This window comes from Aeromonas sp. A04 (assembly GCF_047780465.1).
GTDB classification, from domain to species: Bacteria; Pseudomonadota; Gammaproteobacteria; order Enterobacterales; family Aeromonadaceae; genus Aeromonas; species Aeromonas bestiarum.
Genome location: NZ_JBLNHP010000001.1, coordinates 728,624 through 744,422, shown reverse-complemented (window position 1 = coordinate 744,422; position 15,799 = coordinate 728,624). Strand labels below are relative to the sequence as shown.

Genomic DNA, 15,799 nt, shown 5'->3' with positions numbered 1-15,799 from the left:
TACATCCCTTTTATTTATATGAAAAACCATTGTCGTTAAAATAATTTATTGTGTTTAGTATCGTTTCTTTACTTAGGCAGTCAACAGTATGGCCTTGCCATTTTGTCTTCCTAATCAAGAACAAACCTTCAGAGTCTAATACTGAGGATATAAACTTTCTTGCTGCAAGTTCATCAGCTCTATACTCACCATACTCAATATAAACAAATGGCTTGTGTTCAAACTTAAAATATAATTCTGATAAATCGTACCATTGACTCCCTGTACTTCTAACAGAGCGCTCCCAATTTTGATAACTGTGAGCTCTAGTACTAGTATAATCCAGCTGTGGATTAGCTACAATAGCGCCTTTCAAGCCGAGCAAAGAGGCATAATATATGGCAGCATACCCTCCCATTGAACCACCAACGGTGTAAACTGATTGCTCAGATACATTTGCCAGAGACATATAGTGAAGTATTATTTTCCTAAATGTTTGAGATAGTGGTTTTTCATCATCACCAAGGAAATATTTGAACGAATCATCCTTGATAAATAAATAAGCATAATCACACCATTGCTCATCTTCTGACCAAAACCAAGAATATCGGTCAAATCTATCCTTACCCATAGAGGAAAATATTACAATTAATCCCTTTGCATTTTCACATGGATAGTAAATGCCAAATTGCCCAAGCATTTGAAATCCATACTTTCCTCTTACATAATCACGATCCCATTTCATAATGAGTACCTTATTTTTTAATCTGAATGAGTGCCTTATCTTTTTTCTTAAAACATGGGATCAAAATTATATTGTATCCATGAGATAAAATTATTTTTTTTGCTATGGAAAATAATAACGGGTTGTCAAAAATTATGACTCTACACTGATTTTTATGCAACTCATTATAAATGAAATCAATTTTTTTTATATTATCCAAGGGGTTTTCTAGAGTACTACCTATAGATACATGTCGATATGTATTCTTCTGTGTCATATCGAAGCTATAATTGCCCTCGTTAGGAGTATCTATATTTTCCTCATTAATATAGTACAGGCCGTGTGTTATTGTATTTCTGAATATGGAATATATGGCTTTAGCAGTGATTTTTGTGAACAATTGAATAGATTCACTCCATGTTTTTGCAATGCTTGATAAGCATCTCTAATGTTTTTTATTTGTACACAGGTAAAGTTATCTATGGGTGCTGGGTTTTTTTCTTTATAAAATCTAGGTTTATCTTTTGGATATGTCAAATCAACTCCAACAAGATATATATTTTTTGCCCCTAAGTAAGCGGCTAACTGTATTGAAAACATTGTTGTGGTACATCCAAAATAAAAGCCATTCGTAAGGTTGAAGCTGAAACCATCACGACCAATAGCATTTACATAGTATGTGGCATCAATTAAATTTGCTGCATCGTGCTTTTTTAATTCACTCCTGAAAACTCTTATTGTCTTATCATTTATGACTTCGGTAGCTATTTTGAATTTTTCATTATCTTTTATGAAGCGCTCATCACTTACAGTGTAATAGCTTAATTTTAATGAATATTCTTTACAAAGAAGTGGAGTTGCGTTCATTCCAATGATGACTTTGTCAGATAATTTATCAATTACGGACTTGTCATTTGCGGAATGACCATTTGCAACAATATAAATATCTCTGCCACGCTCTTTGTTTTTAAGATTACTAACTTTCATAGAGAACCTTTATAAATATCAATCAAGCGAGCTGCTGTTCTTTGTGGAGATAAATATTTCTTATAAAATCTTAGTGATGCTTGTTGAGTTGAGTAAACAAAATCTTTGTTCGATAAAACTTCTGGTAATTTCTCCGATACATTTTTATCATTCATCCTAATGAATGGAACATTCTCTGAGGATTTAGATAACGTCTCAAGAAAAATATTACTGAAATAGTCGCTATTATTTACAACTAAGTTACCAGCAGCCAAACCTTCGAGTGATATCTGATGATATGAGCCAGTAGATATTTCATCGATAGTGATATTGCATGTTTTACGTAATTCAAATAGCGTTGAGGGTGATACTTTGTTTGGTGTAATAATTTCTAAATTTTTATCTTTAGTAATAAGCTTCAATGTCCGTTCAAGCTCATTAGATACTTTATCATTCCATCTCCCACCCGTTCTTGTATGGCTAGGGCTGAATAGTAGCCTAATCTTTCCATCAACACTTTTTACTTTGGGTGGAGCTTTAAACGGTACGATATTCAACAATGGAATAAAGTCAGGGTAATGTCTTGGATGATACTGACCGACAACAATTTTTTTATAAAACTCTATCCCAAGTGTTTTATACACCTCGAAGAATAGCGGTCCTTCTCGAAGAGGTGAGTGAACATGATAAACAAATTTACAGCTGGGCTCTTGATCCATAATAAAACGTAGGCAATCTGCACTTAAATCATTATGAATATGGATGATATCAGCAGAAGAAATAGCATGCTTTAATATATCCCATGAGCTACCACAGTCTAACAATATACTGTTATAGATAAATTTACCGCATAGTTCGCCAGGGTAATCTCTCTCAATGAATGCTAGCGAAGATATGTCGTTCACTTTATTGACTTCATCAGACAGTCGACCAGGGCTGCCAGCTAGAGGGGTTTTGCTTATGTGTATTATATGCATCACTCGCTTACCTCAATGCGTAATCCATCCTTCGTCGTTGCTAGAATAAACTTACCAATGTCTCCTCTGATAATAACATCTTCATATCGTTGATATATAGATTCTTTACATAGGACAAAAGAAGTTTTTTCTGCAATTGCAGTTGATAGTTCTTCAAACGTAAATTGTTTGGATTGGGTAGAAATCTTACTATTTATTTTTATGTAGACATCATGGCCTTCTTCATTTAGGTCATCAATGCCATTTAAAAATGGAACATTTCCAAAGCATGGTATTAATAAATCATATGGTTTTGAACCATTGATGAGGATAATATCCGCAATGCCTTTAAGTAGCTGAGCTGTTGTAGAAAAAAAATGTGTCCGATTAACTGAAAAAGAAAAATCTTTATGGCTTGAATGTAATATTGCGGTGTCTACATTTCCAGACCATCTTATGCAACGTTCAATGTCATCAGTGGATGACTTTTCTGTAAAGACACAATGTACAAAAACAGATGGAGATGTTGATTTTATTAAGCTTGGTAAATTGTTGTGAGGGTCGATTAAAAATATGTTTTTGTATGAAGAAAAAGGAGTGGATAACCAGAATTTATTTTGAAACGCCTCTTTGAAATCTAGAAAACTATCCAAAGTGTTCTCGTGCGCATCAAGAAGACTGATGTTGGTATCTCTAAACCCGATAAAATTATTTGGATTATCTAGTATGTTCGAATAAATAGGCTCATTTCTGGGAGAGCTACTTTTTCTCTCTTTTATAACAATAGATGAAAATGCCTGATTAGTTGGCTTTTTACTGCCGACAAAATTAATGCTAATAGCATTATCATCATTTAAAAAAATCTTCCCTATGGAATTATGAGATATTGCAGGCTTAATTAATTCTGGGGTGTCTCTTTTTATTACTGTGGGCAATACTTTTGAATCTTTAAAAAAACCTTTGGGATCTCTGAGTAGTTTTTTAAACTTTCTCTGTAATCTATCGGTATTCATTTAATTAACCCGTAAATGTCATGGTAACGTGATGCTATTTCTTTCCATTCTTGCGGCATGCGTTTAAAATCTTGCTTTATATTTTTTTTTGTGGATGCCGCATGCTTGAAGATAAGCTCTATATCTGTATCTATGTCAAATGTGATGATGTCATCATCTCGAATAAACTCATTTGCCATGCCACAATTAGATGATATAACGCTGCAACCTGCTGAAATTGCTTCAGGAAGAGATGCTGGACCTCCTTCATAAGGACTAAAGATAAAAACAATATTTATTATGCTGTATATGCGAATAAGGGCTTGATAATCATCAGGCTGTAGTATTTTGACATTGCCAAACTTATGTAGTGAACATTGTTCCCACTCTGCTCCGATGAGAAAAATATTAAACTTATTCTTAGGCAATTTTTTCACAACTTTTTCAAGATATTTATTTCCTTTGCGACCATCCTTATAATACTTCGAAAAAATACCTATGTTTATTTTTGAACATGGATATTTTTCTTTTCTTAATAATAGTGAGGAGTCATACCCATGGTTTATTAAATGTTTTTCTGCAAATTTAAAGTTCCAGCGTTCATATTCATTTCTATTTATAAAAACAAGATGTTTAAATGAATCTAACTTATCTAATGTATGATTGATGCTGGGATGCTGTCTTAGATCTAAAAGATCATAGTGTATAGTACAGACAGAGTTCTCTCGAATGTCATGGCATTTATTTGGGCGATGATAGTGATATATATCACTATCATCTATTGGTTCAATGGAAATTAGGTGTCGATATCCTATTGGGTCAAATAATGACAACCTTTTAATAAAGTCATCAAAAATCGATGACTTTGAATCAACACTCATTACATGGTTGATTATTCGCATTTTTATAGCAGTACTAATGCTCTGGCCGAAATGGCGATTTGATAGAGCACCTCGGTAATATCCTTGGTGATCTGCAGTGACTTGGTATCGACCTGCGGCAGAACGAAGATCTCGTCACCCGGCTTGATGGTGATATCTTTATTTTCCAGATCGCTCTTCTCGATCTGGCTGAAGGTGCCATCACGATGCAGCAACAAAATACGGGAGTTGCTGGCTTTCTGGGTAAAGCCGCCAGCCAGATTGATGTAATCGGCCACGGTACGCTTGTTGTCCATCAGGATGGCATTCGGGAACATGACATCGCCGTGCACCATGATGAGGTTGGTCTGGCGCGGAATGCGGATGATATCGCCCGGTTCGAGCCGCACATCTTCCATATTGGTGCCATTGGCGAGTACCACCTGACCGTTGGGTTGAATATCCTTGGCGCGCTCAACCCACTGCATCAGCAGTTGGGCTTCGCTGTTGCGCAGCTTGGCTTCCCCCTCGGAAGAGGAGCGGGCGGTCAGAATACTGGCTTCCAGCGCCTTGAGTGAGGAGTTCAACATCTCCTTCTGGCGCACCTTGACCGAGTCACGATAGAGCTGGATGGCGCTCAGGTCCGCATCCTGGGTCAGTTTCAGGCCGTTGAGGATGTCGCCGAGACGGGCACCGTACTTGAGCACATACTCCTGCGCGCTGTCGTGTTCCCCTTCGACCCGCACCGCGATGGAGGCATAGCGTTTGTCGGCGATCACTTCCACCGTATCGCCCGAGCTGACCATGTGGCTGGCGAGCTGCTCATCATTGATGGGGTAGTAATCCATGCGAATATCTTCCCCCTGATTGCGGCTCACCCGAATATGCGTGGCATCGGGATCGGGACTGGCCATCTGCATCAGCTCGGCCAGGGTGACATGGGGTTTGCTCAGCTCGAACTTGTTGGCATTCGCCACCTTGCCGCGCACCGTGGTCTGATAACGCAGCGGCGCCACCACTATGATGTCGCCATCGCGCAGCTGGGTCGGCAGCAGGGTGCCATTGACCAGGAACTGGTAGAGGTTGTAGTGGCGCAGGGTCTGGCCATTGCGCTTGAGGGCCACATCCAGATAGCTGCCGCGCTCGGGGGCGATACCGCCAGCCTTGTCGAGGAAGTAGAGGATGGAGTCGCCAGACTGGCCAGCAAACAGCCCTGGTTGTTTGACAAAGCCGGTCACGAAGATCTTGACCGGCTGACTCACGTCCAGGGTGGCGTAGACGCTGACGTTCTTCTGATAGACGGTGGTGACGGCGCCGAGCAGGGTGTCGTTCAGTTGCTCGTTGCGTACTCCGGCCACCTTGATGGGGCCCACCTTGGGCAGGAAGATATTGCCCTGGTGATCGACCGTCAGGGGTTGATCAAACTCGACCCCTCCCCACAGTTGCACCTGCAGGCGATCGCCGATGGCGATGCGGTAATCCGGGTTGAAGCCATTGAAGGATTCACGGGCAAACTCACCGCGAAACAGCCAGTTGCCAAACACAGGATCCCGAGTCTGGGTATCCGTGATGACCTTGCGCACCGGAGCCCCTTCCTGGGAGATTTCCAGGGCATAAGCGGGTTGCAACAAGAGGCCCAGACTCAGAGCCAGCAGACTCGGCTTGATATTCAGTGATCTAGTAAAGAAGGTATTCAACGACATACTCCTGTCAGTCCTGATGTTCGCGCAGGGTGGCAAGACCCATCACGACCAGGCCGTAGAAAAGGCAAAGCAGAACGCCTATGGTGGCCAGATTGTAGAGACGACGGGGATATTCGGCCTCTTCGGCCTGAGTGGGCTGGCTCACCACCAGCAGGTGTTTCAATTTTCGGTAGGCTTCGACGCGTGCCTGCTCCATGCTGACCAGACCCGTCTTGTAGACATCGGCCGCCAGCTGGGTTTGAACCTGCACCGCCTGATAGTCGGCATTGACCTCGTTGAGGGACTGTTTCTCGTTGCCGGTCAGGCGCTTCTTCTCTTGCGCCAGCTGGCGGGTGAGGGCATCGACCCTGTCTTTTACTGCCACCACGTCAGGGGCATTGGGGTTCATGTAGATTTGCAGTCGTTTGAGTTCGGCATCCTGGCGCACCAGTTCTGCTTCGAGTTCCGACACCACCCCCATCATGGCGGTACTGGTGGCTTCCGGGCTCATCAGCTGGTGCTGGTTCTGGAAGGCCAGCATCTTTTCCCGTTCACTGAGCAGTCGCTCGTGTGAGCGGGCCACTTCGGTTTCCACGAATTTGAGCTGCTCCATCGCCACCTGGCGGCTTAACCGGTTGATAAAACCTTCGCTCTCTTTGAGCATCAGACTGACAACCTGTTTGGCATAGTCAGGCTCGAAGGCTTGCAGGCTGACGGTCAGTACCCCGGAGAGTTCATCCAGACTGACGGTGAGGTGATCCCGATAAAATGCCAAAAACTCTTCGCGGGTGGCATCTGCCGGCAGGCGCGAGAACATATCGGCACTGTCGCTCTGAAAGTGTTTTTTCAGTTGCAGCTCTTTATCCAGGGTGTTGAGCATATCCCAGGACTTGAGGTAGTCCTGGATCACCAGCACATCCTGATGATTGCTGCCCCCAAGCCCCAGCATGGAGAGGGCATCCGGCAGCATCTTGAGCTGATCGGCCTGCTTGATGATGAGACTCGCCTGGCTGACATAGCGATCGCTGGCAAGAGTACCGTAATAGAGAGTGGCCAGGCTGAAGCAGACTACCACCCAGAGAAAACTGCCAAGCTTGATGGCTTTTTTCCAAGAGAACTGGGCTACCTGATAACCTTTGGAATCAATGAGAAATAATTTTGGGTCTCGTTTCAGCTTGCGTAACTTTCGCCCGAAAGGAGAGATAAATCTGGCCATGTTCATAATTTAACAACGTATTTTGAAGTGGGAAGGTTAGAGGTGGTTGTAGCGTTCAATTGCCTCTTCAATATCTGGATATAAGCGTAATTCACCATGGTGTAATAAAATTCCCATATCACATTGGCGTCGAAGCGTTCCCATATCATGAGATACCATAATAAGATTTGCGCTTTCCTTCTTCTTGTCAAAAACATCCACGCACTTTTGTTTAAAACGAGCATCACCAACAGCGGTGATTTCGTCAATAAGATAAGTATCAAAATCAAAAGCCATACTGACAGAAAATGAAAATTTTGATTTCATTCCACTAGAGTAACCTTTTATTGGCAGCTCATAGTGGAGCCCAATTTCTGAGAACTCCTTGACCCACTCCTCCACCGCTTTCGTATCATGGATGCCATGAATACGGCATATAAAGCGAGTATTTTCACGGCCCGTCATGCTGCCTTGAAAACCACCGCTCAGGGCCAGTGGCCAGGATACTCTGTTATGGCGTTGGACCTTGCCCCTGTTGGGCATATCCATTCCGCCCAGTAACCTGAGCAGCGTCGATTTTCCTGCTCCGTTGGCTCCCAAAATACCGATGTTTTTTTCACTGGGTAGAGTGAAACTGACATTTTTTAATACGTAATAGCGACCAAATTTGGTGGGGTAATACTTGGTGACATTGTCTAGGATGATCATTTTTAGGTCGCAATCAATTTCTGATGACTCAAGCGGTAACTGCTCATGGCCAGAGTTAATGTTATCAACGTAAATGCTCCCAGATAGAACCAGCTTCCTCCTGGTGTTTTGAAACCGGCAATCCAACCGCTTCTTATCAACTCAAGGGCATGAACAATGGGGTTCCATAGCAATAAGTGTTGATAGCTTTGTGGAACCGCAGCAAGAGGGAAAAATACGGCTGATACCCAAAGCATGGGTCTCATCACAATTGGAATTAATCTTTCAGCCTCACTTGATAAACTGGCCGCAATACAGAACAGCATTCCAATAGCAAACGAAAGCATCATCAGCAACCCGTAGCCCAGTAATACGGCCAGTGGATCTGCAGGCATGGCATTGAAGCCAAACCACACTAGCCCTGAGATCAGCACTACTGCGACAAGTACGCCAATTGTCACTTCCAGCAAGAAGCGAGAAAACAAGGTAGTAAAGGGGGTGACTTGTCGATAACAGAACAAGCCTCTGTTGGCACTAACCGCTGATTGTAGACGGCTGGCGGTGTTTTGAAACATCAGAAATGGCAAGTAACCTGAGGCAACGAAAACGGGGGCTTCTACCCCCCCGAATCCATTTCTCTGTCTGAGTCCAAAAATCACACAGAAAACGGCAATGGTGATAAGAGGATCCAGCAGTGCCCATGCATATCCCATTCGATAGTTACCAAAACGGGTTTTAAGTTCCCGCATTAATAAACCGAAGGTGACGTCACGCAGTACCTGTAGTGATGTTCGTGAAGTGAGTGTGGTCATCAGTTAAAGAAATCGACAATTCCAACCGGTATTTTGGCGTCATCAACAACCAGCAGTTGTTTGATTTGACGTTCGCGCATCAAGTCTTCAGCGTCACTCAACATAGAGTGTTGGGATGCAGTGATTGGGCTTTGAGTCATGATGTCTTTAGCTTTGAAAGTGTTCAAATCAAAATCTTGACGTGTCATGGCACGGCGTAAGTCACCATCGGTAATGACACCAATCAAAGAGGCTTCTTCAATAACCAGCGCAATGCCGTGTTGATCTTGTGTCATTCCAACAATGACGTCCTTAAGGGCTGCATCGGGAGAGACCTTGGTCAGTCTGGGGCTCATGACATCTTTAAGACGCGTCAGCAGACGACGGCCCAAGCTACCGCCAGGATGGAATCGGGCAAAGTCATTGGGCATGAAATGGCGTTTGTTCATCAGAGCGGATGCCAGCGCATCACCAATGGCCATTGTCAATGTTGTTGATGTCGTTGGAGCCAGATTGTTGGGACAAGACTCACCTTGCATTCTTATTTCAAGCACTGAGTCCGCATTCTTCGCCAAAGTGGACTGAACACCACCTGTGATAGCAATAACGCGATTGCCGAAATTTTTGAGAGAGGGGATAAGCTTCAGAATTTCATCAGTTTCACCACTGTTGGAGATCAGTATGACAACGTCATCACTGGTAATCATGCCCAGATCACCGTGAAATGCTTCAGCGGGGTGTACGAAGAAACTCGGTGTACCAGTTGATGCCAATGTGGCTGAAATTTTGCGTCCGACATGACCAGATTTGCCCATACCACAAACAATCACATGGCCTTTACATTGAATCATCAGAGAGAGAGCCAGTTTGTACTGAGCCTTGTTGAACTCTTCTGACAAACGCATCAAGGTATCGCCTTGTTGTTTAAACGTTTGCTTGATGCTATCCGTGATGTCTCCGTCGAAAGGTACTTCATCATAGAAGCTACGGATATCGACAGTTTTTTTCTGTTGCTGCATTTTAATTCCCTGTGCAATTTATGTTTTAATTTTGTTGGTTTTTCCGCTTAATGATGTTGCGGTTAGACGGTTCACTTTTTCGGTGTGAACTCTGAGATCATTGAATGAGCAAATTTTGGGATGGCTACCGCACGGAAATGACTTATTCCCGGGCTATACAATGAAATGTTGAGCGATTTGGGGATGATAGCGAGGGACTGCGTGTTTAAAAAACAAACAGAATTCAACTTACAAAGGTAAGCAACCAACCCGTGCATATGGCGCCATTATGTGACGCACGTCATGCTTCATTTTATTTATGGCGCATAGTACCTACCAGCTACAATTGAGTCAACACATGATAGTTAATCAGTTCAATGTCAGTCGTCACCTGTAACATATTGTTATGTAAGGAATAGTTGTGTTCTTAGGCAAAAAAGCATGCAGGTCAGATGAGTATTCGTGACGATAAGCCGATTAATTCAGCAGTTGCTAACATAAGCCAGTGACGTCATTTTATCTTTTTTTTGTGATCTGTATTTATTGTATTTTCTGTGACGTTATGAAATTAAATTCCTATGGTTTGATTGGTCAAATAATGACCTTTCGTTGTTGGTTCATCTGAATTGAAAGTCATGGTGCTATCATTGCTAGACTATTTATCCTGAAATGATGTTTTTTTTAGTTTTATCCATCGCGTTGACAAGCCTCCATCCCACTGACTATTCCTGATATGTGCCCGTTCGGATGGCACCATAGATAACAAGGATGTAGGAGGGGACATGGACGCTAACACTCTCTTGCTCTCAGGACTGCTGGCTTCGTTGGTCGCGAGTTCAGGGGCAATCGCCAATGACGATATTGTTGCACTGCAATTGGGTACACCTGCCGAGAGCGAGAAGCTCGACATCTTTACTGCTGACGTGAAATTTCATCACATGTTCTGGCGCTGGGGTGATTCAGGCTGCCAGTTTGGTCTCGGCGTACGGGGAGGCATGCTGAAGGTGGGGGATGAGAACACCGCCAGGCTGGGCACGGGTGCTCGCGCCGAATGCCTGTGGGGTAACTGGGTGATCTGGCTGCCGGCTGAGGTGCTCTGGCTGGCGGACCATGAGTTTGGTCATCGCGGCAATGGCTTCAAGGATTACGGCGGTCCTTTCCAGTTTTCCACCGGTATCGGTCTTGGCTATGCAATCACCAGCAACTGGCTGATTGGCTATCAGTATGAGCACATGTCCAACGCCAACATGTATGAGCAGAACCCGGGTCTGGATAGTCACTCCCTTCATATCGAATACCGGTTTTAAGCCTTCCTTCTCTTCTTGTTACCAAGCCCCTGCTCGCCAGGGGCTTTTTGTCTGCCCGTGAGTATTGAGTCGTTGGCAGACAAGCATGGCGTTCGGGGTCAGCGCCCCAGGTATTCCCGATCGAAGAAGGTGTTGACCCAGTGGGGGCGATAGATGGCGAGCAGCGTCATTGTCATGCCGTTGAGCAGGGCTTCGGGGAAGAGCAGCAGCGGCCAGATGGAGAGGTAGTCGGCGCTGATGGTGTGCCACGGATAGGTGCCACTCATGCCCATCAGCAGGGCGCTGGCGATCACCTTGACCGAGATGCTCAGCGCCCCGCCGCCGAAGGCGACCACGAACAGGTAGACGAACAGGTGGCGGGGCATCCAGGCCCAGCTGGCCAGAAACAGCAGCCAAGTGGTGGCCACGGGCAGGGCGATGCCGATCAGCGCCTGCCAGCCGATGTCGGCGAGCTCGATGACATCGAAGTAGCCGAGCACCAGCAGTGTCAGGCAGGGAGCGAGCAGGGCGAGGCGCCACCCCAGCAGCAGGGTCAGGCTGGTGAGACCGAGAAAATGCACCTCCAGCCCCTCGTGCAGGCCGGCACGCAAGACCCAGAGTGGTACCAGCGCTATGGCGCCGCCAAGGCAGAGGTGCTGATAGAGTGGCTGGGCAAGCAGGGTTCGCAGCAGGGCGCCGCGCAGGCTGAATATAAGCAGCAATAGCCAGAGCAGGAGGGCTGCGGCTTGTCCTTCACTCATGGCATGTCCTTGTCATGTGATGGCGTACTGAGCGAGCAGGGGTGACGGATAACAATAACAAGGGCTGGCGTCTTCCCTGCCAGCCCTGCTGTAACAATCAGTATTTGACGAGCTTGTGATACTTGCTGAGGATGCCCTGGACGCGGTCCATGGTCTCCTTGCTGGGGGGCTTGATCCCGGTCAGATCATAGTTCTCACCCAGTACGTCCCACTTGTGCTTGCCCAGTTCGTGGTAGGGCAGCAGCTCCACCTTCTCGACGCAATCACCCAGCTCGGCGATGAACTGGCCCAGCCCTTCGGCGCTCTCGTCATCGTCTGACCAGGTCGGCACCACCACGTAGCGGATCCACATGGTCTTGCCCCTGGCGGCCAGATAGCGGGCGAACTCCAGGGTGTACTTGTTGCTGACGTGGGTGAGCGGTATGTGCTTCTCGTCATTGATCTGCTTGATGTCGAGCAGCACCAGATCCGTGTTGTCGAGCACCTTGTCGAGCTGTTCGTCGTAGTGACGCACGAAGCCGTTGGTATCGAGACAGGTGTGTATGCCTTTCTCTTTGCAGGCGGCGAACAGTTCGGCGATGAAGTTTTGTTGCAACATGGCTTCGCCACCCGAGGCGGTCACGCCACCGCCGGAGGCATTCATGAAGTGGCGATAGCTGGTGATGTCGCTCATCAACTCCGGCACAGTCACTTCGCGGCCACCCTGGGTGTCCCAGGTATCCCGGTTGTGGCAGTACTTGCAGCGCATCAGGCAGCCTTGCATGAACACGATAAACCGTATCCCGGGGCCATCGACGGTGCCGCAGGTTTCAACGGAATGGATCCGGCCAATGATCCCGGACGCGCTGGTTTCAGCGACCACACCGCTGGTTTCGACAGCAGGGATCCGATTAATGACAGACATAGACAACTCCAACGATTCGAGCAGGTCGTTATTTTATTACATAAAGCCCTATAAATCCTACATGTTTAGCCCGGTTGGGGCGAACCCAGCAGGCTCTCCAGGGCCCTGACAGTGAGTGGCCGACTGGTCAGGAAGCCTTGATAATGCTGGCATCCCAGTGCTTTGAGGATGGCGAGCTGCTCCTCATCTTCCACCCCTTCGGCGGTGACGGTAAAGCGGAAAACCTTGGCCAAGTCCAGGATCGCCTTGACGATGGCCTTGTCCTGTTCGCTGTGCACCAGGGTCTGAATGAAACTTCTGTCTAGCTTCACCTCGTCCGCCGGCAAGTCGCGCAGGTAGGCGAGCGACGAGTAGCCGGTGCCGAAGTCGTCGATGGAGAGCAGGATGCCGAGATCCTTGAGTTGCCGCATGCGGGCTATGCTTTCCAGCCGGTTCTCCAGTACCACGGATTCGGTCACCTCCAGCAGCAGGCGGGAGGGGGGCACGCCTGTGTCGCGCAATATGTACTCCACCTGCTGCACGAACCCCGCGGTGTGGAACTGGCGGGCGCTGACGTTGACCGACAGGTGGGGAATGGCAAAGCCGCGGTTGAGCCAGAAGCTGTACTGGGCGCAGGCGGTCTTCATCACCCAGTATCCTATGTCCTGGATGAGGCTGGTCTCCTCGGCGATGGGGATGAAGTCTCCCGGCGGCACCATGGTGCCGTCGCTGCGCTGCCAGCGCAGCAGCGCCTCTATCCCTGACAAGCTGCCGTTGTCGACCCTGTATTGCGGCTGGTAGTAAAGCAGCAGCTCGTGGTTGCGCAGGGCATCGCGCAGCTGGTTGTTGAGGGCAAGCTTGTTCTTCTCCTTCTCCGCCATGGCCTCGCTGAAGAACACATAGTTGCCCTGACCAGAGCGCTTGGCCATGTGCGTGGCGGTATCGGCCTGCTGCATCAGCACCAGGTGATCCTGATCCTCGTTGGAGAAGAGGCTGATCCCCACAGAGGCGCTGCAATGCAGCTTGTGATCCTCGATGTCGAACGGGGTGCGAAACAGCCCCATCAGTTCGCGGGCGAAGTGCTCGGCCAGGATCTTGGCGGTGACATAGCCCTGACCCAGGGCGGTGAACAGCAGGGCGAACTCGTCCCCCGAGATACGGGCCAGCACCAGGTTGTCCTGGGGCAGCCCCTTGAGCCGCTCCACCACGGCTTGCAGCAGCAGATCGCCGCAGGCGTGGCCGAGGGAGTCGTTGATCGACTTGAAGTTGTCCAGATCCACCAGCAACAGGGCGCCCCACTGGCCACTGGGCGCCTGCAGGGTGCGCTGCATGATGTCGTTGAGGCTGCGCCTGTTGTAGAGGCCGCACAGATCGTCGTAATAGGCGAGCTGCTCTATGTGGCGGGCGGCGTCCTTCTCCCGGGTGATGTCGTAGAAACTGCAGACGTAATGGCTGAGCTCGCCATGCTCATCCTTGACGCCGCTCACCATCAGCCGTACCGGGAACAGGTGACCATCCTGGTGCAGGCAGCGCTCCTCGCCCATCCAGAACTCCTGCTCATCGACCGCCCGTCTGACATCCTCTTTCAGGTGATCGCCGTAATAGGTGGGCCTCAGCTTGACGATATGCTGGCCGATCATCTCATCATCGCCAAAGCCGGTGATGCGGCCAAAGGAGCGGTTGACCTTGAGGATGATCCCCTGGTGATCCATCACCAGCAGGCCATCGTGGGTGTTGAAGGCCACTTCCGCCAGGCGCAGGGCATCGTCGGCGGCGAGCCGCTGCAGTTCGATGGCGGCCCGCTCGTGCTGGCTGCTGAGGGCATCGAGCAGGGGCATGGGGTCGGCCAGCGGCTCGTCGAGCAGCAGGGTGAGCTGGCCCATGGGGGCGCCGCTCGGCCCGTGCAGCGGTATGCCGACATAGGCCCTGGCATTGAGGGCCAGCAGCTGGGCCGCCTGGGGGTAGCGCAGGGGCAGGTCTTCCACATAGACAGCCTGACCGTGCTGGAACAGCTCCTGGCCGGGGCCCGGATCCATTTGTATGGGCTTGAGGACGGAGAAGGTCTCCCCCTCCAGCACGCAGCGCGGAATGATCCAGAGATCCTGGCCGCGCGGCTGGTACTCACCGATCCAGCCTATGCGGGCGCCACAGGCGGTCATGGCCCAGTGCACCAGGGCACGGCAATAGGCGATGCCGGTCAGCAGGGTCAGCTCGGTCGGCAGGGCCAGCCCGGGGCTGAGCAGGGGCTCGGGTTCCGGCTGCCAGTGGCCGAGCAGTTGGGCGCTGTGGCGCACCAGCTGGAGCATCTCCTCGCTGAGCGGAGTGGCGTTGAGGTATTCGAGGCTCAGCACGCCGATGAGTTTTTCCTGCTCCAGCAGGGCGCCGTCGAGGCGCGAGCTTATCCCCTCGCAGGCCAGGTAGTAGTGCTGGCTCAGCATGGGCTGGTGGGCGGCTTCGGAAAAGCTCAAGGATTTGCGGGTGCGCAGGGCGCGTATGTAGCGGCTGTCACCCCGGATGGCCGAGAGCCCCTCGGCGCCGAGGGCAAAGACAGGGGTCAGCTGCTCGCTGCCGAGCGAGCCGTTGGCCTGATAGTGCCAAAGAATGAGGCGATCAGCCCCCAGGCTCTCCTTGAGGGCTTCCAGCATGGCGGCAAACTGCTGCTGGCTGGCCATCTGGCTCAGCCGTGGCAGCTGCAACGCCAGATCGGCGATGGGCTCCTGGCGCAGGGTCTGCAGGCAGATGAGCCAGAAGGCATCCTGCTCGTGAGAGAGGGCTATGTGCCACTGCTGGCCGGCGAAGCGCAGTACCAGCTTGCCTCCCTGGCCGCTGGCAAGGGCTTGCTCTATGGGCAGGCGCAGGGCATCGGGCAACTGGGCGGGCCAGGCGCTTCTCGGTTCATCCAGCCAGTAGAGCGGGGTTTGCATCACATCGGTCAGGGCGACCAGCCGTTGGCTGCGCACATCCAGACGAAAGAACAGGGGGGTCTGGCTGGCAGGGGGAAGGTGACTGAGCGCGGTAGACGACATGAACTGATAACAT

Annotated in this window: 14 protein-coding genes; 1 reads left to right on the top strand and 13 read right to left on the bottom strand. The window is 48.9% G+C overall.

Features of this window, described 5'->3' with window-relative positions:
* Positions 1-10: 10 nt before the first annotated feature.
* The 10 genes from ACM3N8_RS03265 to ACM3N8_RS03220 form a co-directional block, all read right to left on the bottom strand.
* A complete protein-coding gene (locus ACM3N8_RS03265) occupies positions 11-724 on the bottom strand; it encodes a hypothetical protein (protein WP_416015444.1) in 714 nt (237 codons plus the stop codon).
* 324 nt (positions 725-1,048) lie between these two features.
* Entirely contained in the window at positions 1,049-1,690 is a 642-nt protein-coding gene (locus ACM3N8_RS03260; protein WP_416015443.1) for a 6-hydroxymethylpterin diphosphokinase MptE-like protein, read from the bottom strand.
* Positions 1,687-2,646 (bottom strand): hypothetical protein, encoded by a 960-nt coding sequence (locus ACM3N8_RS03255; protein WP_416015442.1) that lies wholly within the window; start codon positions 2,644-2,646, stop codon positions 1,687-1,689. The genes ACM3N8_RS03260 and ACM3N8_RS03255 overlap by 4 nt, the downstream gene beginning before the upstream one ends.
* Positions 2,646-3,638: a hypothetical protein gene (locus ACM3N8_RS03250; protein ID WP_416015441.1), complete on the bottom strand. Its 993-nt coding sequence runs from the start codon at positions 3,636-3,638 to the stop codon at positions 2,646-2,648. The genes ACM3N8_RS03255 and ACM3N8_RS03250 overlap by 1 nt, the downstream gene beginning before the upstream one ends.
* Entirely contained in the window at positions 3,635-4,498 is an 864-nt protein-coding gene (locus ACM3N8_RS03245; RefSeq protein ID WP_416015440.1) for a glycosyltransferase, read from the bottom strand. Before ACM3N8_RS03245 ends, ACM3N8_RS03250 begins: the two co-directional genes overlap by 4 nt.
* A gap of 23 nt (positions 4,499-4,521) precedes the next feature.
* Positions 4,522-6,150 carry a polysaccharide biosynthesis/export family protein gene (locus tag ACM3N8_RS03240; protein WP_098985175.1) on the bottom strand — a complete coding sequence of 543 codons (1,629 nt, stop codon included), beginning with the start codon at positions 6,148-6,150 and terminating at the stop codon, positions 4,522-4,524.
* 37 nt (positions 6,151-6,187) lie between these two features.
* On the bottom strand, positions 6,188-7,381 hold the full coding sequence (locus tag ACM3N8_RS03235; protein WP_416015439.1) for a sugar transporter: 1,194 nt from the start codon (positions 7,379-7,381) through the stop codon (positions 6,188-6,190).
* A gap of 30 nt (positions 7,382-7,411) precedes the next feature.
* Positions 7,412-8,062: an ABC transporter ATP-binding protein gene (locus ACM3N8_RS03230; RefSeq protein WP_416015438.1), complete on the bottom strand. Its 651-nt coding sequence runs from the start codon at positions 8,060-8,062 to the stop codon at positions 7,412-7,414.
* A gap of 2 nt (positions 8,063-8,064) precedes the next feature.
* Positions 8,065-8,853, bottom strand: coding sequence for an ABC transporter permease (locus ACM3N8_RS03225; RefSeq protein WP_416015437.1), 789 nt, complete (start codon positions 8,851-8,853; stop codon positions 8,065-8,067).
* The gene (locus ACM3N8_RS03220) at positions 8,853-9,851 is read right to left on the bottom strand and encodes an SIS domain-containing protein (RefSeq protein WP_411584858.1); all 999 of its coding nucleotides are present in this window, start codon (positions 9,849-9,851) and stop codon (positions 8,853-8,855) included. Before ACM3N8_RS03220 ends, ACM3N8_RS03225 begins: the two co-directional genes overlap by 1 nt.
* Before the next feature lie 761 nt (positions 9,852-10,612).
* Between ACM3N8_RS03220 and ACM3N8_RS03215 the strand changes: the two genes are divergently transcribed.
* Entirely contained in the window at positions 10,613-11,137 is a 525-nt protein-coding gene (locus ACM3N8_RS03215) for an acyloxyacyl hydrolase (protein WP_098984394.1), read from the top strand.
* A 98-nt stretch (positions 11,138-11,235) separates the two neighbouring features.
* On the opposite strand, the gene ACM3N8_RS03210 is transcribed toward ACM3N8_RS03215, so the two are convergent.
* From ACM3N8_RS03210 to ACM3N8_RS03200, 3 genes are all read right to left on the bottom strand, one after another.
* A complete protein-coding gene (locus ACM3N8_RS03210) occupies positions 11,236-11,877 on the bottom strand; it encodes an energy-coupling factor ABC transporter permease (RefSeq protein WP_098984393.1) in 642 nt (213 codons plus the stop codon).
* 97 nt (positions 11,878-11,974) lie between these two features.
* Positions 11,975-12,781 carry a pyruvate formate lyase 1-activating protein gene (pflA, locus tag ACM3N8_RS03205; protein ID WP_080741090.1) on the bottom strand — a complete coding sequence of 269 codons (807 nt, stop codon included), beginning with the start codon at positions 12,779-12,781 and terminating at the stop codon, positions 11,975-11,977.
* 65 nt (positions 12,782-12,846) lie between these two features.
* The gene (locus ACM3N8_RS03200; protein ID WP_416015436.1) at positions 12,847-15,786 is read right to left on the bottom strand and encodes an EAL domain-containing protein; all 2,940 of its coding nucleotides are present in this window, start codon (positions 15,784-15,786) and stop codon (positions 12,847-12,849) included.
* Between the last annotated feature and the right edge of the window lie 13 nt (positions 15,787-15,799).

Coding starts and splice junctions, on each gene's coding strand:
- ACM3N8_RS03235 (WP_416015439.1), bottom strand. CDS start 7,381: ATGAACATGGCCAGATTTATCTCTCCTTTCGGGCGAAAGTTACGCAAG.
- ACM3N8_RS03255 (WP_416015442.1), bottom strand. CDS start 2,646: ATGCATATAATACACATAAGCAAAACCCCTCTAGCTGGCAGCCCTGGT.
- ACM3N8_RS03225 (WP_416015437.1), bottom strand. CDS start 8,853: ATGACCACACTCACTTCACGAACATCACTACAGGTACTGCGTGACGTC.
- ACM3N8_RS03230 (WP_416015438.1), bottom strand. CDS start 8,062: ATGATCATCCTAGACAATGTCACCAAGTATTACCCCACCAAATTTGGT.
- ACM3N8_RS03265 (WP_416015444.1), bottom strand. CDS start 724: ATGAAATGGGATCGTGATTATGTAAGAGGAAAGTATGGATTTCAAATG.
- ACM3N8_RS03220 (WP_411584858.1), bottom strand. CDS start 9,851: ATGCAGCAACAGAAAAAAACTGTCGATATCCGTAGCTTCTATGATGAA.
- ACM3N8_RS03245 (WP_416015440.1), bottom strand. CDS start 4,498: ATGAGTGTTGATTCAAAGTCATCGATTTTTGATGACTTTATTAAAAGG.
- ACM3N8_RS03215 (WP_098984394.1), top strand. CDS start 10,613: ATGGACGCTAACACTCTCTTGCTCTCAGGACTGCTGGCTTCGTTGGTC.
- ACM3N8_RS03200 (WP_416015436.1), bottom strand. CDS start 15,786: ATGTCGTCTACCGCGCTCAGTCACCTTCCCCCTGCCAGCCAGACCCCC.
- ACM3N8_RS03260 (WP_416015443.1), bottom strand. CDS start 1,690: ATGAAAGTTAGTAATCTTAAAAACAAAGAGCGTGGCAGAGATATTTAT.
- ACM3N8_RS03250 (WP_416015441.1), bottom strand. CDS start 3,638: ATGAATACCGATAGATTACAGAGAAAGTTTAAAAAACTACTCAGAGAT.
- ACM3N8_RS03210 (WP_098984393.1), bottom strand. CDS start 11,877: ATGAGTGAAGGACAAGCCGCAGCCCTCCTGCTCTGGCTATTGCTGCTT.
- pflA (WP_080741090.1), bottom strand. CDS start 12,781: ATGTCTGTCATTAATCGGATCCCTGCTGTCGAAACCAGCGGTGTGGTC.